The organism is Nocardia sp. NBC_01327, assembly GCF_035958815.1.
In the GTDB taxonomy this organism is placed as follows: Bacteria; Actinomycetota; Actinomycetes; order Mycobacteriales; family Mycobacteriaceae; genus Nocardia.
Genome location: NZ_CP108383.1, coordinates 8,728,164 through 8,748,959 on the forward strand (window position 1 = coordinate 8,728,164; position 20,796 = coordinate 8,748,959).

Consider the following 20,796-nt stretch of genomic DNA (forward strand, 5'->3'; position numbering starts at 1 on the left):
CCGAATCCCGCTCACGCACCGCGGAGTTCACGCTCCGCGGTGCGCAGCACCATGAGGAAGCCCTGATGAATCGCGGGCAGAAACATATACGTGCACAACCCCGGCAGTACCGGCGAGGCGATCTCGAAGGTCGAGAACCAGCGCACCCGCGTGCCGCGCGCCACCTGCTTGAAGGAGATGAATCCCTCCTGATGCCGCAGCGGCGGAACGGATTTCAACAGCCGATAGCGCATGAGCTCGTTCGGCGTGTACTCGACGATCTCCTCGGTGAGCCGGATGAGCGGCGTGACTATCAGCCGGACCGCGCCCTTGCCGTGGCCGGCGGTATCACCGGGACGCACCAGGGTGACCCGGCGCACCAGCGGAACCCGCTGGTAATTGGTCGCGTCGGTGAGCCAATCGAAGACATCGGGCAGGGGTGCTCGGATGGTGCGCTCAACATCGACCGTGCGCATGCCGGCTCCGTTCTGATCTCGCCCGAACCTCCGGGCAGCCTACGAGATCCTACGGTCGGGCGGCGAAATAAACACGCCACAGTGTAGTAACGGTGAGCGCCGAATCAAATGAGCGCCTTGTGCTTTCGCAGCCGATGGCGCACGTCCGCCATCATCGAACGGGTGCCCGCGGTGCGAATGAACCTGGGTATGAATCGATTGACGAAACCGACGAAGAGGAACAGGTTTTCGAAGCGGCGCTGATCGGTCGCGGTCCACTCGACGCCCATCATGTCGCGGAAGTGCGGCGCCAGGAAGCCGGCGGTGAGGAAGCGCAGCAGACCGCCGAAGAGCAATCGCAGATACCAGTGGATCATTCGCAGATGCAGCAGGTCCTCGACATAGGCGCGCACCTTCTCATCGACGACGGACTGCTCGACGGCCAGGTTCCAGTACTCGCCGAATTCGGCGCGGGTTGCGGGCCACATCTCCTCGGTGACCTGCAGCGTCGTACCCAGCGGGGCGGACGTGCGGTAGAAGTCCTCGGCCTGCTCCGGACTCATTCTGCCGTTCAGCAGCTGATAGGAGTCCTCGAAGCCGACATACAGGCACGCCGCCACCCACAGCTGCAGATTGCGGTCGAAGGCGTTGTACTTCACGGCCGCGCCGGGCTCCGACTTCACCTGGCGGTGCGCCACATTCACCGCCTCCCGGAAGGCCACCCGCTCCTGCGGCGTGCCCAGGATGGCGACCGCGAGATAGGACGCCGTGGTGCGCAGGCGTTTCCAGGGATGCACCATGAGCGCGCCGGATTCCACCCGGCTCTCGGCGACGCCGTGGCCGACACCGGGGCGGGTCATCTGCATGGCGACATTCGCCGCCGCGCCCGCGAATTGCCAGAAGTCGAGGGCGTCCGCCAGCGCGGGCGGGCGCTTGGTCTGCGAGCGATGAACTCCGGGGATGTGCACGCGGGTCTGCTCGGTCGTCAATCCCGCACCCCCGGGAAACGACCTCCCGTCATGCGGAAACGACTCGAAGGGCTGCGCTGCCGCCGATGTCATGTCAGTCCTTTCGCACCGAATGGCTGAATGATCCATAACTTAGAACCAGCCCGAGGCTTGGTCAATAGCCATTTTCCGCCACAAACATGCTGCCCATGAAGGATGAATCCAGTTTACGGAAACCTTCCGCATACAGAAGAATGATGGGTAACATACGCCGTTGCGACCCGTCACTCGAACCGATGGGCTGCGGTCAAGGAAGGAATCTGCGCGCATGCTGCAACGGCTCGATCGCATCTTGAGCTACGAGATGAAGGTCTCCGAGTTCCTCGGAACGCTCATCCTGCTCGGCATCCCCTACGGGCTCGTCGGCGTCATCTGGACGCTCACGCACACCTCGCATCTGAAGCAGCTGCACGGCATCGCCGTGATCGTCTCGTTCCTGGGATCGATCGTGTGCTGGCCGGTGCTCACCTTCTCGAATGTGTGCATGACGTAATGATGATTCTGGTCTGGCTCATCGACCTTCTCGTCATGGGAATCAAGGTGCTCGGTGGGCGTATGAAGGTGAATCCCGTTCTCCGCTTCGCACTCTGGACGGCCGTGCTCAGCACGTTCGCCGCCGGCGTCGCGGTCCTGGGCTTTCTGCTGGTGCTGCTGCAGCACCATCTCCACAACCTCGCGTAAGGGGTGCGATGTCGACCACCACCGAAGAGCCGCGCAGTCGCGTCGGGCCACCGGTCCCGGAGCACGGTGAGCTCGCCCGGATCGGCGAGAGTCTGGCCGGACTCTGGCGCCGCCATCCGCAGCAGTCACTGGAGACCCTCGGCCGGCAGGTGCTGCTGGGCCGGGAAGCCCTGGTGCAGTTGATCGTTTCGATTGCCCGGCGGCGCTTTCCGTATCGGGAGTTCATCAAGCAGTGCGCATTCATGACCAGCGTGTCGGCCGCACCGACCGTGCTGGTCGCCATTCCCATCGCGGTGGTGGTCTCGATTCAGGTGGGCGCGCTGGTGAACCAGGTCGGTGCGACCACCTTCATCGGCGCGGTCGCCGGGCTGGGCATCATCCGGCAGGGTGCGCCGCTGGTCACCTCGCTCATGATCGCGGGTGCGGTCGGGTCGGCCATTACCGCCGATCTCGGCTCCCGGACCATTCGCGAGGAGATCGACGCCATGATGGTGATGGGCGTGGATCCGGTGCGGCGCCTGGTGGCGCCGCGACTGCTGGCGGCGGTGCTGGTGAGCATGCTGCTGTGCGGGTTCATCGTCTTCGTGGGCTTCGGCACCGCCTACATGTTCAATGTCTATGCGCAGCAGGGAACTCCGGGTTCGTTCATCGGATCGTTCGCCTCGTTCGCGGTCGCGAACGACCTCGTCATCGCGCTGGTGAAGGCCGCCATCTTCGGAGTGCTGACGGCAATCATCGCCTGCGACACGGGATTACACGCGCACGGCGGCCCCGGAGGCGTTGCGAATGCGGTGAATTCGGCGGTGGTCAGTTCCGCGCTCATGCTCTTCGCCACCAATGTCATTCTGACGCAGCTCTACAACACCTTCTTCCCGACGAAGGTGGTGTGAGATGGGCAGCACCTACACTCCCCCGGCGCTCCGGCCCGTACGCATGGCGAGCAATGCGCTGGCCGCGCCGATCCAGGCGAATCAGCGGCTCGGGCATCAGACGATCACGTTCTTCCAGTCCGTGATCGCAATGCCTTTCGTGCTCAAGCACTATCGCAAGGAAGTACTGCGGCTGACCGCCGATGTCGGCTGGGGCAATGGTTCGCTCATCGTGGGCGGCGGCACCATCGGCATCGTGGTGGCGCTGTGCGGATTCGCCGGCATCACCGTCGGCATGGAATCGTTCACGGCGCTGAATCTGCTGACCATGAGTCCGCTCACCGGTGCGATCTCCGGCTTCGCCACCACGCGCGAACTGGCGCCCATCATCGCCACCCTCGCCTTCGCCATTCAGGCCGGCTGCCGGTTCACCGCACAGCTGGGCGCCATGCGCATCTCCGAGGAGATCGACGCCCTGGAATCCATTGCCATCCGGCCGCTTCCGTATCTGGTGAGCACCCGGATGATCGCCTCGACGCTCACCATCATCCCGCTCTACAGCGTGGGCCTGGCGGTGGCGTATCTGGCGACCAAGCTGTCGGTGCTGTTCCTGGGCGGCACCACCTCGGGCACCTACGACCACTATTTCTTCCAGTTCCTGCTGGGTCCGGACGTGTTCTGGTCACTGCTCAAAGTCATGATCTTCGTGATGATCTCGACGTTCATCCAGTGCTACTACGGCTATATCGCCTCGGGCGGGCCGGAGGGTGTCGGGGTGGCCGCCGGGCGGGCCATCAAGATGGTCATCGTCGTCATGGTGTTCGTGAATCTATTTCTCACCCTTGCCATCTGGGGCATCGACCCCGGCTTCCGGATTTCGGGGTAGGCGAATATGTTGCTCGATCCGAGTGGGCGCGGGCCCACGGCCCGGCAGCTCTCGATGGCCGGTCTGGCCATGATGACCGCGCTGGCCCTGCTGCTGTACCTGCTGACGCTGCGCTACAACGGGCGCTTCGAGGACAAGGTGCCGGTCACCGCACTGCTCACCAGTACCGGCGACGGCCTGCCCGCCCGCGCCGATGTGAAGTTCCGGGGCATGGTGGTCGGCCGCGTCGACTCCGTCGAGGTCATGGCCAAGGGGGAACGGCAGCAGGCGCGATTGGTGCTGAAACCCGCTGCGGCGGGCACCATTCCGGCGAATGTCGCGGCGCGGGTCATCCCCAACAATATCTTCGGCGTCACCGCCGTCGAGCTGGTCGATACCGCGCCCACCCAGCAGACCCTGCATGCCGGGGCCACCATTCCGGAGGACACCAGCGAGGGCACGGTCCAATTGCAGACCACCCTGAATGTGCTGCGCAATGTGCTGCAGAACATTCAGCCGGAGAAGCTCGGACGGGTGCTGGGCACGCTGTCGGCGGCGCTGGATCCGCAGTCGCGGGTGCCGGGCTCGACCATCGAGCGGCTCGACAATTGGATGACCGAGGTCCATGCCATTCCCGGTATCGGCAATCTGCTCGGCGACCTCGGGCGGGCCGCCACCGCGCTCAGCGTCTCCGCACCGGATCTCGTGGGAATGCTGGCGAAATCGGTCACGACCGCGCGCACGCTCACCGAGCAGCGGGCGAATCTGGTGGCACTGCTGACCACCGGCGGCGCCACGCTCGACCAGGTCAATGCGCTCTTCGCCCGCAATCCCGATTCCGGCAAGTTCCTGGTGTCGGGCCTGGATCAGCTCTTCGGCTCACTGGCCCAGGATCCGCAGGCCATTCCCTATACGGTCGCCAATCTCAATACCGCGCTGCAGCGATTGCAGGGCGCGTTCAGCTTCGGTCCCAAGAAGCAGATGGTGTGGAAGATGGATGTGACCTTCACGCCGTTCCAGCAGTACACGGCCAAGGATTGCCCGCACTACGGTGACCAGGCGGGACCGCGGTGCGGCGGTGCCACGGTGCCGGAAGTGGCTCCGGCACAACAGTATCCGCAGCAGTTGCTGCCACAGCATCTCGATGCCGCCGGACCGGCTCCGGTGACCGTGCCGGGTGCGAATGCGCCGGGCATCCCCGGGTTGCCGAGCATTCCGGGACTGTCACTGCCGAGTCTGCCCGCGATTCCGGGACTGCCGTCCATACCCGGCATCACCGCTCCGGCGGCGCTGAACGAAACCTTGCCCGCCACACCACAACCCGCGGGATTGCGGGGCAGCGCCGCCGTGGCCGCACTGGTCGGCGGCAGGCCCACCGCGGCTCAGCTGCTACTGCTCGGCCCCGTCCTGGCCGGTGGATCGCTGGTGCCGTCCGAGTCCGGAGGAGCCGCATGAAATCCGGAAAGTCCCTGGCGGGCTTCAGCCTCTTCGCCATTGTCGCGGTGCTGCTGACCTACACCATCTGGTCCACACTGCAGCGGTCCGTGCCGGGCAGCACCGCCACCTACTCCGCCGTCTTCTCCGATGTCCTGGGCCTGCGCGTCGGTGACGACGTCCGCATGGCAGGGGTGCGGGTCGGGCGGGTGGACACGATCGAATTCGGCGATGAGTACCGCGCCCGGGTGGCCCTGCGCATCCAGGACGACCAGCATCTGAGCACCACGACGAAGGCGCTGGTCAGGTATCAGAATCTCATCGGGCAGCGCTATATCGCGCTGATGCCGGGCAAGGATGCCGGGCAGCTGCTCGCGGCGGGCGGGCAGATCCCGCTGGAGCACACCGAGCCGTCGTTCGATGTCTCGACACTGCTGTCGGGGTTCGAACCGCTGTTCAGTGTGCTGCAGCCGGATCAGATCAACTCGCTGTCGGAGACGCTCATTCAGGCGCTGCAGGGCAATGGGGTTTCGCTCAGTGCGCTGGTCACCCAGGCCGCACAGCTGGCGGGCACCTTCGGGCAGCGCGATCAGATTCTCGGCGATGTGGTGTCCAATCTCAGCAGTGTGATCTCGGGCCTGGCCCACCGCAGCGGTGAGCTGGAAACCCTGATCACCCAGACCCGAGCGCTGACCGAGGCGCTGTATTCCCAGGGTGAATCGCTGAAGAGTTCGGTGGATCATGTTGCCACCGCGACGGATTCCCTGGTCGGCATTATCGCCCAGGTCAAGCCGGGCATGGCACAGGCGCAGACCGATGCCACCAGCGGGATCGCCCTGCTGCTGACCAATGGCGCGTCGCTGGATCGGGCCGCCGTGCAATTGCCCGATTTCCTCAATGGGGTAGCCCGTTTCAGCAGCTACGGCGCCTACGGCAATGCGTATATCTGCCGCCTGGACGTGTCGCTGTGGGGTGTGGCCCTGCCGCCGGGAGTGTTCTCTCAGATCGGCGGACCTGCTCAATCGGAGGTGTGCCGGTAATGAAACGACTGCGACTACCCGCGATCCGGTACCCCGGATTCCTGCGCAATCGCTCTCTGCGACTCGGGCTGTACGCGTCCGGATTCGTGGCGCTGCTGCTCATCGGCTCGACGGCATTCAGCCAGGCGCGCCTGGGCGACAAGACGATTCACGCCGAATTCGCGCAGGCCGCCGGGCTGCGCCCCGGTGCGACGGTGGATATCTCCGGTATCGAGGTCGGCTCGGTCACCGCCGTCACGCTCGACAACGGCAAGGTGCTGGTGGATCTGAAGGTGCACCGCGATGTGCACCTGGCCGCGGATGCCAAGGCGGCGATCAAGATGTCCACCATCCTGGGCCGGCTGCACGTCGACCTGGTACCGGGCAAGGGAACAGCGCTCTCCGGCGATCGGATCAGGCTCGAAAACACCAGTGTCCCTTACAACCTGGGCAAAGTGATTCAGGATCCGCAGTACAAGTCCTCGTTCGAGCACATCGAGCGCATCGACCCGCAGAAGCTGCGGCAGGCGCTGGATGTGGTCGATCAGCAGATGGGCAGCTCCCCCGAACTGGCGGTACAGGCGCTCGACAGCGTCGGTGCGCTGGCCAAGGTCATCAATGATCGCCGGGACGAGGTGGACAGCCTGCTCAAGGGCATGGACACGGTGTCACAGCTGGCGGCCGACAATCAGAACAGCGTGCTGCTGCTACTGACTCGCGGTGAGGCCATCGGTACGGCGGTGCAGCAGCGGCAGACGCTGCTGAAGCAGCTGCTCGACAATGTGGCGTCGCTGTCGCAGCTGCTGCAGCAGATGGGCCTGGAGAACAACGGCCAGCTGGGGCCGCTCATCGGCAATCTCAACACCATGTCCCAGGGCTTGGAGAAGAACAAGGCCAATCTGGACCGGCTGTACGAGATCATGCCGGTCGCCCTGCGGCAGTTCAACAATGTGCTCGGCAACGGCCCGTACGGGGATGTGTACGCGCCCTGGATCTTCCCGGACAACTGGCTGTGCTTCGCGCAGGCCGTGAGTGGGTGCAAATAATGAAACTACGTCTGATTGCCAAGCTTGCCGCGATCTGCGTGGTGGCGACGGTCGGATCGGGCTGTTCGCTACTGCCCGCGAGTCTGACCTCGCTGCCCGAGGAGTATCTGGGCAATCGCATGCGCATTACCGCGGACTTCGAGAATGTGGCCGGACTCTATGCGGGCAATGAGGTTTCGGTGCTCGGGGTTCCGATCGGCGATGTCGAATCCGTGACGGCCAAGGGCAGTTATGTGCAGGTGGTCATGTCGGTCGATCGGAGTGTGAAGATTCCGGCGGATGCCATTGCGGCGCTGGTGAATCCGCAGTTGATCACCAATCGGCACGTGGAGCTGGCTCCGGCCTATACCGGGGACGGGCCGACGCTCGGCGACAATGCCTATATTCCGCGGGAGCGCACCAGGGTTCCGGTGGAGCTGGATCGGATTCTGGCGAATTTCGATCAGCTCGGGGCGGCGCTGAAGGGCGACAACCAGACCGGGCCCATGGCCAGCCGAGTGCTCTTCCCGCTGTTGAACGGCAATGGCGATCGGCTGCGCGGCACCCTGGACGCACTGTCCTCGGCCTTCGAGGTGACCTTCGCGAACAAGGACCAGATCTCCAACACCATTATCAAACTCAATGACGTCACCCAGGTCATCGCCTCCAATGATCAGACGGTGCGCGACTTCAGCGGGCGGCTCACCGATCTGGTGAATCTCATGGGTGAGCAGGCGCCGGGCCTGCAGGCGGTGCTGCGGCAGCTCGACGACTTCGTCACCAACACGGCGACTTTGGTCGGCGACAATAAAGATCAACTGGCGGGAGCGCTCACCCGATTCGTCGCGATAACCAGCCAGATGCGCACCAACGCACGGGGTCTCACCGAGATCGTCGATGTCGCGCCGCTGCTGTTCCAGAACATCTCCAATGCCACCAGCCGGGAGCATCAGGCACTGCGCCTGCACGGGCTGCTGGACAAATCCGTGCTGGACAGTGAGGTGCTCTCGACCTTCTGCCAGCGGCTGCTCATTCGCTCCGATGGCTGCCGCACCGGCAAGGTCGAGGACTTCGGACCGGACTTCGGACTCACCGCCGCCCTGCTCGGGATTGCGAATCCGCAATGACGAGAAGACCTGTGCGAACGCTCGCTATTGCGGCACTGACCACCGCCGCGCTCACCGGCGCGACGAGTTGCGCGGTCACCGTGGATCAGGTGCCGCTGCCCAAGCCCGGTATCGGCGGGCCCGGCTACACCATTCATGCCACCTTCGATGACGCGCTGAACCTGCCCGACCGGGCGCACGTGAAAATCGGCGGCACCGATATCGGCGTGGTCACCAAGATCAAGACGACCAATTACATCGCCGATATCCAGATGCTGATTCGCAAGGACATCCAGTTGCCGCACGGCACCACCGCCGAACTGCGGCAGGCCACTCCGCTGGGCGATATGTTCGTGGCCATGTCGCTGCCCTCGGCGGCGGATGCCGGGGAGCCACTGCGCGAGGGCGAGACCATCGGCGCCGATCACACCTCGGCCGGGGCATCGGTGGAACAGCTCATGATGTCGATCTCCCTGCTGCTCAATGGCGGTGGCATCAATCAGGCGGCGAAGATCACCAGTCAGATGGACTCCATGTTCGCCGGGCGCGCGCCCGAGCTGTCGCATCTGATCACCGAAATGACCAGTGTCATCACGGCATTGAACAATCGCACCGGCGATATCGACAATGTGCTCGGCGGCATGAACAGCCTCACCGGCGAATTGGCAAGGCGCAAAGCCGAACTCGGCCAGGCCGCCGATACCTTTCCGCAGCTGATCGGGTTGTTCACCGAGAACAATCAGAAGATCGTGGATCTGCTGACCAAGGTGTCCACCACCATGCAGGCGCTCGGCGACTTCTCCGATACGACCGGACCGCAATTCGTGAGTCTGTTCAACAGCATTCAGTCGCTCATGTCCGGGTTCACCCAGATGGGCGACAATCTGAACGGCACCCTCGACGGGCTGGACAAGCTGTATCCCTCGCTCATGGCCAGCTTCCGGGGGCCGACGCTCGCGGTCGCGGCGACCGTCTCCTATTTGAGCATCGGCGCGCTCAGCGATCCCAGCGGTAGTCGCTGGCCGGAGCTCGGCGATGCCGGGCAGTTCATCGGCAGTCTGACGCAGGTGCTGGAGAAGGTGTTCGGGCGGCTCACCAGTCCGCCCGGGCAGCCGGGGGCGGCGGCACCCGATCCCGCGCCCGCACCCGCACCCGGAGGTGATCGGTGAATTCCCCGCTGTGGCAGTGGATTCTGCGGCGTCGCATTGGCATCGCCAATCTGGGCCTGGTCGCGGTGCTGATTGTGGGCTGCGGCTATATCGGCGGATATGTGCTGCGGTTCAACCCGATTCCGCATACCTACGATGTGACGGTCGAATTCGCCACCGCCGGCGGCCTCGCGGCCGGCAATGACGTGAACTTCCGCGGTGTGCGGGTCGGGAAGGTCAGCGCGGTCGAGGCTTCCGGGGACGGCGTCGCGGCCATTGCCGAGATCGATGATTCGGCACGGATTCCCGTGGGCGGCACCGTGGCCATCGGGCGGCTGTCGGCGGCGGGCGAACAGTATCTGGACTTCCGGCCGGACTCCGATACCGGGCCCTATCTGCACGGCGGTTCGGTGGTGGAGCGCGCCGGAACCACTGTGCCGGTGCAGATCCAGTCGGTGTTCGCGAATCTGAGCAATCTCATCGGCGGCATGAATCCGGACCGGTTGAACGTCATTATCGACGAGCTCGACAAGGCGCTGGCCGGTGGTCCGGATCGCCTGCGCAATATGGTCTCCGGGCTCAGCCGGGCCATGTCGGGGCTCACCGATCTGCTGCCGCAGACCCGGCAGCTCATCGAGAATCTCGAGGTCATCGCCGATACCACCCAGCACGCACAGCCGGATCTGAGCACACTCACCAAGGCGGGCAGTGCGCTGTTCGACCAAATGACCGCGGCCGATCAGGAATTGCGCACGCTGCTGCAGCAGGGCCCCGGACAGCTCGATACCTTCGGCGACTTCCTGTCCCGGACCCAGGACCCGATGACGGATCTGGTCACCAATTTTGTGGCCGTCACCAAGGCCGCCAAACTACGGGCCCCGGCGATTGCCGCGCTCTTTCCCGCACTGCGGGTGGGCTCGGAGGCGCTGGGCATTCCGGCGCACGACGGCGCGTACAACACACTGGTCGATCCGTGGCCGCGGCCGACCTGCGAATACGACACCATCCCGGTGGTTCCCACCGACGCGCAGGTCGATACCCGGGTGCGGCTCTACAACTACTGCGTCACCAGCAATCCGGCACTGCAGGTCCGCGGCTCGGCCAATGCGCCACGGCCGGATGTGCCCGATAACGGCGCGAGCGCCCCGCCGGGAGTCACCGGCAATGAACTCTCCCAGCCCGTACCCACCCGATAGGAACGACCATGAGCGAGATCGACCTCGACAAGGAGACCTCCGCCGACAGTGTGGAGTCCGACGACAGTGTGGAGTCCGAGGCCGCCCTGGCGGACAGCGAGCCCGAAACCGTTGCCGCCGAGACTGATTCGAATGTAGTGCCGATCAGGGGCCGGAAGCGGCGGTTCGCGCTGCCGAGGCTGCCCGCCCTCGGACGCGGCGGGCGCATCGCGGCCCGCGCGGCGGTCGCGGTTATCGCCGGTGCGGCCGTAGCCTCGAGCGTGTTCTTCTACGTCCAGAACAGGGACAAGCAGGATGTACTCGACGCCCATCAGGCGGCGCAGAGCGCGGCCTGCGCGTACGCGCCGGTGCTCGCCACCTATGACGCCAAGAACCTCGACGCCTATTTCACCGCGGTGCTCGACGGGGCGACCGGTGAGTGGCGCAAACAGTTCGACTCGACCAGCAAGGATCTGCGCGATGTGCTCTCGCAGGGCCAGGTGGTATCGAAGGCGACCGATGTGCAGTGCGCGGTGCGGGCCGGGGACCGGGATTCGGCGGAGGCCATTGTGGTGATCGGCCAGACCATCACCAGCCTGGGTACCCAGAACAAGCCCGCGCCCGGCCAGCTGTCCATGGTCATGCGACTGGAGCGGCACGGCGATCGCTGGCTGGTGAACAAGGTCAATTCTCCGCTGTCGCAGCAGCCGCTGCCGTGACCCGGGACCGGCTGCCGCCGGATGGCCGCCGCCAACCCGGCAGGGACACAAAAGACCTGGTGGCTACGATAGCCGACATGAATGTCGAGGAGCAGCGCGTGATCCGCCGCCGCCCGAAGAACCGGCGCGCCCAGATCGCCGCCACCTCGGCGGCCGCTTTCGGCTCGCTCGGCTACCACGGTGTGAGCATGGAGGATATCGCCGCACGCCTGGGCATCTCCTCGGCCGCGCTCTATCGGCACTATCCGAGCAAGTACGCACTGTTCCGGGAGGAACTGCTGCGGCTCGGGCAGCTCACCCTGGATTCGGTCACGCCGCCGGACGAGTCCGAGGGGCTCACTCCTCGCGCGCGACTGGAGAGTGTGCTCGACAAGATCATTGCCGAGACCATCGCCAATCGCGCCACCGTCACCCTGGTGCGCTGGGAGCAGCGGTATCTCGACGAGACCGACCGCCAGACGCTGTCCGATCAGTTCGCCAGGGCGCTGAGCGTGCTGCGCGGGCTCATCGGGGATGTGCGCCCGGAACTCGACGAACACGAGCGCGCGCTGCGGGCGGTGGCGCTGTTCAGCGTGATCAGCAGCATCGGCGACCATCACGCCGCACTGCCTGCGAAACCGCTGACCGCACTGCTGCATTCGACCTGCGGTCCGCTCATCGACGGCGAACTGCCGCCGCCGGGCACCGCCGCGACGACGCCGCGCGCCACCGAGATCCCGCAGTCGTTCAAGCACGAACTGCTGTTGAAGAAGGCGGTGGAGCTGTTCCACCAGCGCGGTTATCCCAATGTGAGTGTGGAGGACATTGCCACGGCGGCCGATCTGTCGGCGGCCTCCGCGGTGTACCGCTACTACCGCAGCAAGGGTGATCTGCTGGCGGCGGCCTTCCGGCGCGCGGCCGATCGGGTGTCGGGAGCGATCGGCCCGGCCGTGGCGTCCTCGTCGGCGCCCGGCGAAGCGCTCACCAAACTCATCGATCTCTATGTCGCGGGCTCCTTCGCCGAGCGCGAGCTGACCTTCGTCTATTACGCGGAGTTCGGCCATGTTTCGCCCGAGGAACGCACCATGCTGCGCAATGTGCAGCGGCTCATCGTGGCCGAATGGGTGCGCCTGCTGGTGGCGGTGCGCCCGGAGCTGTCCGAGGGCGAGGCGCGGATTCTGGTGCACGCCGGTTTCGGGCTGGTCGTCGATATGGGGCGCGTCTTCGGTGACAATGAGCGAATCTGCCCGCAGGAGCGGGTGATTCGGCTCATGGAGATCACCCTCTTCGGCACGGAACGGGTGATCGAAGCGGCGGTGCCGGAACCCTGAGTACTCAGGGAACCGGTCACCGTCGCGACCGGGCACGCTACGTGCCCGGCCCGCTACAACCGGACGGGCATTGGGCACTGCTACCCGTCGGCTGTCGCGAATGACGACACGGGGGTGAAGGGCGCGTAGTCGCGCACATGTCCACTGTCCCACCCCCATACCGAGATCGGATCGACGGAAACCCCGCTCTGCAGGATCAGCCGCCAGCCGGCATCCTCCCGCTGCCAGATATCACCGTCCCGGTCCCAGTACAGACCGGCCAGGAGGGGTTCGGTCGCGCGGGGCCCGGCGGAGTCTCCGTTGGCGGCGGCAGCCGTAGTCGGCGCGCACATCCACGTCGGGGCAAATTCATCGTTCATTGTGTTTTCTCCCAGCAACTTACGAGCAACGGACTGCGGATGGTCGCCGCGCGGAGCGGGCGGCTTCGTCTCGTACCGGTGACTCTGTGCTGTTCGGCAGTTACCGCGAGTGGTGACCATCGGATTTCCCTTCGTGGCGTGGTGAACACAAGTATTCAACGCGCCACTTCTGGGACTCTTCCGTGCGAATTCGGCCACTACTTTCGTGCGAGTTTATTCGCCAAACATTTGCTGTCACTGTAACAGTCGGGCCACTACCCGTGAAAGTCCTGAAATTGCCGGGTATTTCAGTCCCGGGTTGCTCGCGGTGTGCCAACGTTCGAGGTGACAGACATTCCGGCTCGACCAATTCGGTGTGGAAGGGTGTCGACGATCATGGCGCAGCCACGCGTGCAGGTGCTCGGGCCGATTCGATTGACCGTCGACGACCGACCGGTCGGACTGGGCGCCACCATGTTGCGGGCGGTACTCGCTCGCCTGGTGGCCGCCGGCGGCCATGCCGTCACCGCCGATCAGCTCATCGACGATCTCTGGGAGGGCAAACCGCCGCCCAGCGCGGCCTCCGTGCTGCAGGTGCACATCCACAATCTGCGCAGGCACTTCGAACCCGACCGTCCGCGCCGGGCGGCCGCCCGCTACGTGGTGAACGAATCCCTCGGCTACGCACTGAAACTCGATGCCGAGGCGGTCGACGCCTGGCATTTCGAAGCCCAGCTGCGGCACTACGATCAGCGACTGCGCGATCACGCCGACCCGCCCGCCCCGAGGGAACGGCGCGAACTGCTCGATGCGGCGCTCGCCTGCTGGAACGGCGCACCCTACGAGGGGCTCACGCTCTTCGGGTGGGCCGGACGGGAAGCCAACCGGCTCAGCGAATTACAACTCGCCACCGCCGAGCGGCGCGCCCAGGTGGAACTCGATCTGGGTCATCCGGCCGAGGTCGCCGCGGAACTGCGCGCGCTCTTCGATCAGCACCCCGAGCGCGAGGAGTGCGCCCGTCTGCTCGCCACGGCGCAGTACCGGTCCGGGCAGCAGGCGCAGGCGCTGGCGACACTGCGGCGGACGCGGGAGTATCTCGGCGAGGAATACGGCATCGATCCCGGTCCGGCGCTGCGGGAATTGGAAATCGCCATTCTAGACCACGCCGAGATGCTCACCCCGGCAGTGACTTCACCGCCGCTGCTGATCAAGCCGGTGCGAAAGGCGCCGTCCTACAGCGGTTACCGCAATGAGCGCGGCACGCTGCTCCGGGTGGCGGCGGAGGTTCGCGGTGGCCATCTGCAGACGATCTGGGTTGCCGGTGCGCCCGGCGCAGGCAAGACCACCCTCGCCGAATCCGTGCTCGCCGAGCTGGCCGCGCAGCGGTGGACCACGGTGCGCGGCGGCTGTCCGGAAGTGGACGGGGCGCCTCCGGCGTGGGCGTGGTCGGAAATCCGCGCCGGACTCGAAACCGAAGGTGCGCAACCGGATCTGTTCGCGACCGACGATGCCTTCACCATTGCCCGCACGGTGGTCAGCGCCTGCCGGCAGCGCACCGCGGCCGGGCCGGTGCTCATCCTGCTCGAGGACACCCATCGCGCCGATACCGCCACCCTGCAGGTGCTGCGGCAGACGGTGAACTGGTTGCGCGATGAACCCGTGCTCATTCTGATCACCCTGCGCGGGGCCGAAGCCGGTCCGGGACTGCACGCCACCGCGGGCGCGCTGGCCCATCACACCGCGGCATGGCTGGAGCTGACCGGGCTCGATCTGGCCACCACGCGGGCCGTCGCCCGGGCGGCCGGACTCGGCGCGCTGACCGACGAATCGCTGGCGCGGCTGCACCGACGCACCGGCGGCAATCCGCTGTTCATCCGGGAGATCGCGAAACTGGTTGCGGCCCAGGGGTCCGAGGTCGTGCTGGACGAGGTGCCCGACACCATCCGGGAGCTGATCAATCAGCGCTTCGGCAATCTTCCGGATCCGGTGATCACCGCGCTGCAGCAGCTGGCCATCTGGGGCGAGGGCGTGGACCTGCGCATTCTCAGCCGGGCCGCAGGGGTGAGCGAGGAGGAGCTCATCGATCTGATCGCCGCGGCCGAATCCGCCGGGTTGGTCCGCACCGACCGCACCGGGCGCATCACCTTCGATCATGCGCTCATCCAGGACACCGTCTATCGGCGCATACCCATGCTGCGGCGGGTCCGAATGCATTGGGCCGCCCTGCAACTGTTGGAGGAGTCCGAGGACAGATATCCGGGCCTGGCCCGCGATCCGGACATGCTGGCGCATCATGCGATTCTGGGCGCGGGGCCCGAAACAGCGTCCCGGGCCATCGAATACGTGCGGGCCGCCATCGCGCGCAGCACCGAGCGCGCCATGCGGGCGGATACCGTGCGGCTGTGGCAGTCGGCGATCGAACTGCACGAATTGGCCGGGCACACCGGGGATCACGCCGCATCCGGCGATCGGGCCATGGTGCTGGAGGCGCACTGCGAACTGGTCAATGCACTGGCCTATCAGGGGCGGCTGCTCGATGCCCGTGGTGAACGACAGCGGGCCATAGCGCTGGCCCGGCGGCTGGACGATCGGCAGCTGCTGATTCGCGCGCAGACCAGCTGGCGGGTGCCGAATATGTGGACGCTGGTCGAAGCGGGCACGCCCACGCCCGATCTCACCGAGATACTCGGTCCCGTCGCCATGGCGGAGCTCCCCCGCGAGACGCAGGCACGGTTACTGCTGTCCATCGTCCTCGATACCGCGGTGGCGGCACGGACCGGGGAGACCTGGGCCGCCGCCGAGCGGGCCGTACAGCTCGCACGGGCCGTCGACGAGCCCGAATTGCTGTGCTGGGCGCTCAATATCCAGACCTTCGCGCTGCTGCAGGGCAGCCCGCGCGAACCCGCCGAGGAGATTCTGCGGATCGCCGAGGCCGCGGGGCTCGGCGAGTACCGGGCCGTCGCGCACTACTCGCTGTATCGCGCCGCGCTGTGCGAGAGCGATCTGCGGGCGGCGGCCGACCATGCCGCGCTCGCGCTGGAGGAGGCCACCGACGGTCAGCTCCAGCAGATTCTCGATGCGCTGGGTCTTTTCGGGTTCGAGGCGGCCATGCTGCGCGGCGATCTGCCCGCGGCGCGGCGAGCTTTCGAGGAGCGCTTCACCCGGCTGGCGCAGCGCGGGCTCGCCGACGCCGCGGGCGTGCTGCTGCTGGGCGAGGTCTCACTGGCCTGGGCGAAGGGCGATCTTTCCGGACTGATCGAACCGGTGACCGAACTGTTCGAGGTGGCGCCGGAAATCGCGGCGCCGGTGTACACCATGGCGCTGCTGCATGCGGGTGGGCGGGCGCGCGCCCGCGCGGTGTACGACCGGTATCCGCGGGTCTTCCCGTATGTGTGGCCGACCACATTCGCGGTACTGCGGGCGCACGCGGCGATCGAGTTCGGCGACAGCGAGGAAATTCGCCGGCTGTACGAGCAACTCGCGGGGCATAGCGAAACCATCGCGGGCATCGAGACCGGGCTGTGCCTGCATCTCGGCCCGATGGACAGTACGCTCGCCGATTTGGCGGTAGCGCTGGGCAATACGAAGAAAGCCGCTATCCATCGGGCCCGTGCCGAAGCCCTGCTCTTACGAATGCGCGCCGATCTGGCGGTGATCGACCTCGAGGTCAGCCGGCCGCGAATGACGACATCGGCGTGAACGGCGCGTAGTCGCGCACACAGCCGCTGTCCCAGTCCCACACCGAGACCGGATCCACGGCGATACCGCTTTGCAGGATGAGACGCCAGCCGCCGTCCTCACGCTGCCAGATATCGCCGTCACGGTCCCAGTAGAGGCCTACGGTGTTCGGTTCGGTCTTTTCGCTCCGGCTCATGCTGTTCCTCTCCACTTCGCTTGGGGGCCAACACTGCGTAGCTATCGATCAGCGAGTACACGGAAAGTCATCACCGCCACGGACACTTGGACTTTCGCGGCAGATTCGGACGTTTCTTCCCATGAATATATTTGCCAATCATTCGCCCATGAACGAACCGAGGTCGGCGAGTCTAATTCGAACCGTGATTTCAGGTCATTCGGGCCGGTAACCGGTGGAATAATCGCTGTTTCACAACCCTTTCCGCTCGATGAAGACCGGCTCGGAGGTTGTCGCGGAGCATGACGGAACCGCAGGTACGCGTACTCGGGCCAATTCAGTTGATTGTGGACGACCGACCGGTCGGATTGGGCGCGACCATGTTGCGGGCCGTCCTGGCCCGGCTGGTCGCCGCCGGTGGGCGCTCGGCTGCCACGGATCGGCTCATCGACGATCTGTGGGAGGGCAATCCGCCGCCGACGGCCGCATCGGTGCTGCAGGTGCACATTCACAATCTGCGCCGGCTGATCGAACCAGATCGGCCGCGGCGGGCCAGATCTCAGTATTTGGTGTCCGAATCGTCCGGTTACGCACTCAAACTCGCGCCCGAGTCGGTCGATGCCTGGCAATTCGAAGCGCTGATGCGCGCCTATGAGCAGCGGTTGCGCGCGCCCGGCGGGCTACCGGATCCGGTCGAACGGCGCAATGCCCTCGATGCCGCACTGGGGTGCTGGAACGGCGCCGCGTTCGAGGGGCTCACCACATTCGGGTGGGCCGCACAGGATGCCGATCGCCTCACCGATCTGCGATTGACGGCGGCCGAAATGCGCGCGGCCGTCGAACTCGATCTCAATCGGCCCACCGAAGTCACCATCGAACTGCGCACCCTGCTCGATGAGCATCCCGAGCGCGAGGAAATCGCCCGGCTGCTCGCCACGGCGCAATACCGCATCGGGCAGCAGGCGCAGGCGCTGTCCACACTGCGGCACTCACGTGAATTTCTCGGCGAGCACTACGGAATCGATCCGAGTCCGGCGCTGCGCGAGTTGGAGGCGGCCATCCTCAGCCACTCCGAAACTCTCGCCGGTGCGGAAACGCCGCCCGGGCCCGCGCCGTCCATTCGAATTCGGCGCACTCCCGAGCACAGCGGGTACGTCCGGGAACACACGGTGCTGCGCGAAACCGCCGCCATCGCGGCGACGGAGCGCTTGCAAATGGTGTGGATCGCGGGTGAGGCGGGCGCCGGAAAAACCACGCTCACCGAATCCGCGCTCGCCGATCTCGGTGCGGAATCGTGGACATTTCTGCGTGGGGGATGTCCCGAGGTGGATGGCGCACCGCCCGCATGGGCGTGGGCGGAGGTGCTCGACGCGCTCGATCCGGTGGCTTCCGAAAGTCTGGCGGCGGGTGACGCATTCACCATTGCGCGGACTGTAGTGAGTCTGTGTAAACAGCGCAGTGCGGCCGGGCCGGTGGTCATCCTCATCGAAGACGCGCATCGCGCGGATACCGCGACCCTGCAGGTGCTGCGGCAGGTGGTGAATTGGCTGCGTGACGAACCGGTGCTCATGGTGATCACGCTGCGCGGGTCCGAGGCCGGGCAGGGGCTGCATGCCACGGCGGCGGCGCTCACCCACTGCACCGCGGAATGGCTGGAACTCGGCGGGCTCGATCTGGCCGCCACGCGGAAACTGGCTCTGGGTTCCGGATTGCGGGAGATCTCCCAGGAGGCACTGGAATTGCTGCACCGGCGGACGGGCGGCAATCCGCTGTTCGTGCGGGAGATGGCTAAACTGCTTGCCTCGCAGCATGGTTCGGGTGAGACCGGGGAGGTGCCCGATTCCATTCGGGAGCTGATCACCACTCGGCTGCGGCGGCTGTCGCCCGAAGTCGGCAGTGCCCTGGCGCATCTCGCCATCTGGGGTGACGGCGTCGATCTGCGGGTATTGAGCCAGGCCGCCGGGATTTCCGAGGACGAGGTGATCGATCTGATCGCCGAGGCCGAGGCGGCCACGCTGGTGCGCACCGACCGCACCGGGCGTATCACCTTCGACCATGCGCTGATCCATGACACGGTGTATCTGGGGATTCCGCGGTTGCGGCGGATGCGATTGCACTGGGCGGCATTGGAATTGCTGGACGGCAATGTCGAGGACTTTCCGGGGCTGGCGCGGGATCCGGAGACGCTGGCCCGGCATGCCGCGCTCGGCGCGCGGCCGGAAACAGCCGTGCGGGCGATCGAATACGTGATGGCGGCCGCGCATCACGATACCGAGCGGGGCATGGCGGCCGACACCGTGCGGCTGTGGAGATCCGTCATCGAATTGCGCGAACTGGCCGGGCATACCGCGGTCCACGCCGAGCGCAGTGTGCGGGTCGCGCTGATCGACGCTCATCTCGCGCTGGTGAATGCCCTTGCCTACCAGTGCCGCTGGTTCGAAGCGCGCGATGTCCGGGATCGGGCGATCGAGCTCGCGCAGGCGCTCGGTGATCAGCCGCTGCTGGTGCGGACGCTCACCTGCTGGCGGGCGCCGATCATGTATCCGGCGCTGCAGGGCTTCGATCCGCAGGAGCGGCTGGTGCGGGCCATTGACAGCTGCCTGACGGGCGATATCGACGATGCCGACCGCGTTCGACTGCTGGTCGCCGCCGCCATCGAAACCGCTGGGGATTACCGTGATTCGGGGCTCAGCCATCGATATGCGGTGGCGGCTTTGGCACTGGCGCGCGGGTGTGACGATCCGGAGCTGCTCTGCGCGGCGATCAATGCCGTGGCCCTGGTCCGGTTCGTCTCCAGCGAGGATCTGGCGCTCGTGGAGGAATTGCTGGAGGTGGCCGAGCGCGCCGAGCTGGATCAGTATCGGGCACTCGGTCATTACGGCCTGTTCCGCTGCGCGCTCGGCCGGGTGGATCTGCCCGAGGCGTGCAGACAAGCCGAACTTGCTCTAGGGGTTGTCACCGACGCCCTACTGCCGCAGCTGATTCTCATGCTCGGCTGCATTGCCGCACCGTTCGCGCTGCTGCGCGGTGATATCGACGGAGCGGATCGGCTCTACACGGAATTCGACGAACGGCTCGCCCAACTCGGGTTCCTCCGCAGCGGCGGCCCCCGCTCCGCCATCGCCCTCTCACAGGCGTGGGCCAGTGGCGATCTGGCCGGATTGCAGGAGCAAATGCGCGAGGTATACACGCAGGCGCCAGGTTACGGCGGACCGTTCTACGCATTGGCGTTACTCGCAGCGGGACAACACGACAGAGCCGAAGAGCTCTACCGAGAGTTCACCCCCATCCGCCCCACCCTCTTTCCACAAGCCGAGTACGGAATTCGCGCCTACGTGGCGCTCGGACTCGGCCTCACCGAAGACTTCGAATCCCTGTACCGCCAACTCGCCCCCTACGCCGGAACATTCCTCGGCCTGGAAGGCACCGGCGCCGTCTGCGGCACCACCGACACCGTCCTGGCCATGCTCGCCATGTCCCAGGGCGACTTCGAACGAGCAGCAACCCACCAGGAAAACTCCGAACGCCTCACCAACCGCACCCGAACCGAACTCGCCGACCTGCAACCACCCCGCCTCGACCCCATGGGCTACCGCCGGCGCACCACAGTCGTCGCACACTGAACGAAGCGACTCCCCGGCCTGAGCGGTCAAAGAATGACGTGGGGCGGCAATTATTGCCGCAGTGGGGCGATCTTTGACCGCTCAGGCCGGTTTCGCCCGATGTCGCGCTCCCGGGCGCCTGTGAATGCCACCCACCGGCGCACGATGATTCGCCCCACCTCCGGCCCGACCACACTCCTCACGTTCGAGC

18 protein-coding genes are annotated in these 20,796 nt (G+C 65.9%); 14 read left to right on the forward strand and 4 right to left on the reverse strand.

All coding sequences use genetic code 11. The annotated features are described in order from the left end of the window. Positions 1–11: 11 nt before the first annotated feature. Positions 12–455 carry an SRPBCC family protein gene (locus OG326_RS40145; protein WP_327142311.1) on the reverse strand — a complete coding sequence of 148 codons (444 nt, stop codon included), beginning with the start codon at positions 453–455 and terminating at the stop codon, positions 12–14. A gap of 104 nt (positions 456–559) precedes the next feature. Beyond that, positions 560–1,495 carry an oxygenase MpaB family protein gene (locus tag OG326_RS40150; RefSeq protein ID WP_442790884.1) on the reverse strand — a complete coding sequence of 312 codons (936 nt, stop codon included), beginning with the start codon at positions 1,493–1,495 and terminating at the stop codon, positions 560–562. A 214-nt stretch (positions 1,496–1,709) separates the two neighbouring features. Here OG326_RS40150 and OG326_RS40155 point away from each other — a divergent pair, with 214 nt between their 5' ends. The 12 genes from OG326_RS40155 to OG326_RS40210 all read left to right on the forward strand — a co-directional run bounded on the left by OG326_RS40155 (position 1,710) and on the right by OG326_RS40210 (position 12,792). Beyond that, positions 1,710–1,934, forward strand: a complete 225-nt coding sequence (locus tag OG326_RS40155; protein ID WP_327142313.1) for a hypothetical protein — start codon at positions 1,710–1,712, stop codon at positions 1,932–1,934. Next, a complete protein-coding gene (locus OG326_RS40160; RefSeq protein ID WP_327142314.1) occupies positions 1,934–2,122 on the forward strand; it encodes a hypothetical protein in 189 nt (62 codons plus the stop codon). The genes OG326_RS40155 and OG326_RS40160 overlap by 1 nt, the downstream gene beginning before the upstream one ends. Before the next feature lie 8 nt (positions 2,123–2,130). After that, the gene (locus tag OG326_RS40165; RefSeq protein WP_327142315.1) at positions 2,131–3,012 is read left to right on the forward strand and encodes an MlaE family ABC transporter permease; all 882 of its coding nucleotides are present in this window, start codon (positions 2,131–2,133) and stop codon (positions 3,010–3,012) included. Between the two features lies 1 nt (position 3,013). Continuing rightward, on the forward strand, positions 3,014–3,877 hold the full coding sequence (locus OG326_RS40170; RefSeq protein ID WP_327142316.1) for an ABC transporter permease: 864 nt from the start codon (positions 3,014–3,016) through the stop codon (positions 3,875–3,877). A 6-nt stretch (positions 3,878–3,883) separates the two neighbouring features. Continuing rightward, on the forward strand, positions 3,884–5,311 hold the full coding sequence (locus tag OG326_RS40175; protein WP_327142317.1) for an MlaD family protein: 1,428 nt from the start codon (positions 3,884–3,886) through the stop codon (positions 5,309–5,311). Continuing rightward, on the forward strand, positions 5,308–6,330 hold the full coding sequence (locus OG326_RS40180; protein ID WP_327142318.1) for an MlaD family protein: 1,023 nt from the start codon (positions 5,308–5,310) through the stop codon (positions 6,328–6,330). The genes OG326_RS40175 and OG326_RS40180 overlap by 4 nt, the downstream gene beginning before the upstream one ends. Beyond that, positions 6,330–7,355, forward strand: coding sequence for an MCE family protein (locus OG326_RS40185; RefSeq protein ID WP_327142319.1), 1,026 nt, complete (start codon positions 6,330–6,332; stop codon positions 7,353–7,355). Before OG326_RS40180 ends, OG326_RS40185 begins: the two co-directional genes overlap by 1 nt. After that, a complete protein-coding gene (locus OG326_RS40190; protein WP_327142320.1) occupies positions 7,355–8,461 on the forward strand; it encodes an MCE family protein in 1,107 nt (368 codons plus the stop codon). The genes OG326_RS40185 and OG326_RS40190 overlap by 1 nt, the downstream gene beginning before the upstream one ends. Further along, on the forward strand, positions 8,458–9,609 hold the full coding sequence (locus tag OG326_RS40195; RefSeq protein ID WP_442790885.1) for an MCE family protein: 1,152 nt from the start codon (positions 8,458–8,460) through the stop codon (positions 9,607–9,609). Before OG326_RS40190 ends, OG326_RS40195 begins: the two co-directional genes overlap by 4 nt. Further along, positions 9,606–10,784, forward strand: coding sequence for an MlaD family protein (locus tag OG326_RS40200; RefSeq protein ID WP_327142322.1), 1,179 nt, complete (start codon positions 9,606–9,608; stop codon positions 10,782–10,784). The genes OG326_RS40195 and OG326_RS40200 overlap by 4 nt, the downstream gene beginning before the upstream one ends. An 8-nt stretch (positions 10,785–10,792) precedes the next feature. Continuing rightward, entirely contained in the window at positions 10,793–11,482 is a 690-nt protein-coding gene (locus OG326_RS40205; protein ID WP_327142323.1) for a hypothetical protein, read from the forward strand. A 77-nt stretch (positions 11,483–11,559) separates the two neighbouring features. Beyond that, entirely contained in the window at positions 11,560–12,792 is a 1,233-nt protein-coding gene (locus tag OG326_RS40210) for a TetR/AcrR family transcriptional regulator (protein ID WP_327142324.1), read from the forward strand. Positions 12,793–12,872: 80 nt separating this feature from the next. Here the strand turns inward: OG326_RS40210 and OG326_RS40215 are convergent, their stop codons facing one another. Then, entirely contained in the window at positions 12,873–13,151 is a 279-nt protein-coding gene (locus OG326_RS40215) for a hypothetical protein (RefSeq protein WP_327142325.1), read from the reverse strand. 375 nt (positions 13,152–13,526) lie between these two features. On the opposite strand from OG326_RS40215, the gene OG326_RS40220 reads away from it, so the two are divergent. Beyond that, the gene (locus tag OG326_RS40220; RefSeq protein ID WP_327142326.1) at positions 13,527–16,829 is read left to right on the forward strand and encodes a BTAD domain-containing putative transcriptional regulator; all 3,303 of its coding nucleotides are present in this window, start codon (positions 13,527–13,529) and stop codon (positions 16,827–16,829) included. Here the strand turns inward: OG326_RS40220 and OG326_RS40225 are convergent. Continuing rightward, positions 16,798–17,004 (reverse strand): hypothetical protein, encoded by a 207-nt coding sequence (locus OG326_RS40225; protein ID WP_327142327.1) that lies wholly within the window; start codon positions 17,002–17,004, stop codon positions 16,798–16,800. The genes OG326_RS40220 and OG326_RS40225 overlap by 32 nt on opposite strands. Positions 17,005–17,285: 281 nt before the next feature. On the opposite strand from OG326_RS40225, the gene OG326_RS40230 reads away from it, so the two are divergent. After that, the gene (locus OG326_RS40230) at positions 17,286–20,606 is read left to right on the forward strand and encodes a BTAD domain-containing putative transcriptional regulator (protein ID WP_327142328.1); all 3,321 of its coding nucleotides are present in this window, start codon (positions 17,286–17,288) and stop codon (positions 20,604–20,606) included. The last annotated feature ends 190 nt before the right edge of the window (positions 20,607–20,796 follow it).

Excerpts from the sequence above, each read along its gene's own strand:
- OG326_RS40145 (WP_327142311.1), bottom strand. The coding sequence starts at position 455 with ATGCGCACGGTCGATGTTGAGCGCACCATCCGAGCACCCCTGCCCGAT.
- OG326_RS40150 (WP_442790884.1), bottom strand. The coding sequence starts at position 1,495 with ATGACATCGGCGGCAGCGCAGCCCTTCGAGTCGTTTCCGCATGACGGG.
- OG326_RS40155 (WP_327142313.1), top strand. The coding sequence starts at position 1,710 with ATGCTGCAACGGCTCGATCGCATCTTGAGCTACGAGATGAAGGTCTCC.
- OG326_RS40160 (WP_327142314.1), top strand. The coding sequence starts at position 1,934 with ATGATGATTCTGGTCTGGCTCATCGACCTTCTCGTCATGGGAATCAAG.
- OG326_RS40165 (WP_327142315.1), top strand. The coding sequence starts at position 2,131 with ATGTCGACCACCACCGAAGAGCCGCGCAGTCGCGTCGGGCCACCGGTC.
- OG326_RS40170 (WP_327142316.1), top strand. The coding sequence starts at position 3,014 with ATGGGCAGCACCTACACTCCCCCGGCGCTCCGGCCCGTACGCATGGCG.
- OG326_RS40175 (WP_327142317.1), top strand. The coding sequence starts at position 3,884 with ATGTTGCTCGATCCGAGTGGGCGCGGGCCCACGGCCCGGCAGCTCTCG.
- OG326_RS40180 (WP_327142318.1), top strand. The coding sequence starts at position 5,308 with ATGAAATCCGGAAAGTCCCTGGCGGGCTTCAGCCTCTTCGCCATTGTC.
- OG326_RS40185 (WP_327142319.1), top strand. The coding sequence starts at position 6,330 with ATGAAACGACTGCGACTACCCGCGATCCGGTACCCCGGATTCCTGCGC.
- OG326_RS40190 (WP_327142320.1), top strand. The coding sequence starts at position 7,355 with ATGAAACTACGTCTGATTGCCAAGCTTGCCGCGATCTGCGTGGTGGCG.
- OG326_RS40195 (WP_442790885.1), top strand. The coding sequence starts at position 8,458 with ATGACGAGAAGACCTGTGCGAACGCTCGCTATTGCGGCACTGACCACC.
- OG326_RS40205 (WP_327142323.1), top strand. The coding sequence starts at position 10,793 with ATGAGCGAGATCGACCTCGACAAGGAGACCTCCGCCGACAGTGTGGAG.
- OG326_RS40210 (WP_327142324.1), top strand. The coding sequence starts at position 11,560 with ATGAATGTCGAGGAGCAGCGCGTGATCCGCCGCCGCCCGAAGAACCGG.
- OG326_RS40215 (WP_327142325.1), bottom strand. The coding sequence starts at position 13,151 with ATGAACGATGAATTTGCCCCGACGTGGATGTGCGCGCCGACTACGGCT.
- OG326_RS40220 (WP_327142326.1), top strand. The coding sequence starts at position 13,527 with ATGGCGCAGCCACGCGTGCAGGTGCTCGGGCCGATTCGATTGACCGTC.
- OG326_RS40225 (WP_327142327.1), bottom strand. The coding sequence starts at position 17,004 with ATGAGCCGGAGCGAAAAGACCGAACCGAACACCGTAGGCCTCTACTGG.
- OG326_RS40230 (WP_327142328.1), top strand. The coding sequence starts at position 17,286 with ATGACGGAACCGCAGGTACGCGTACTCGGGCCAATTCAGTTGATTGTG.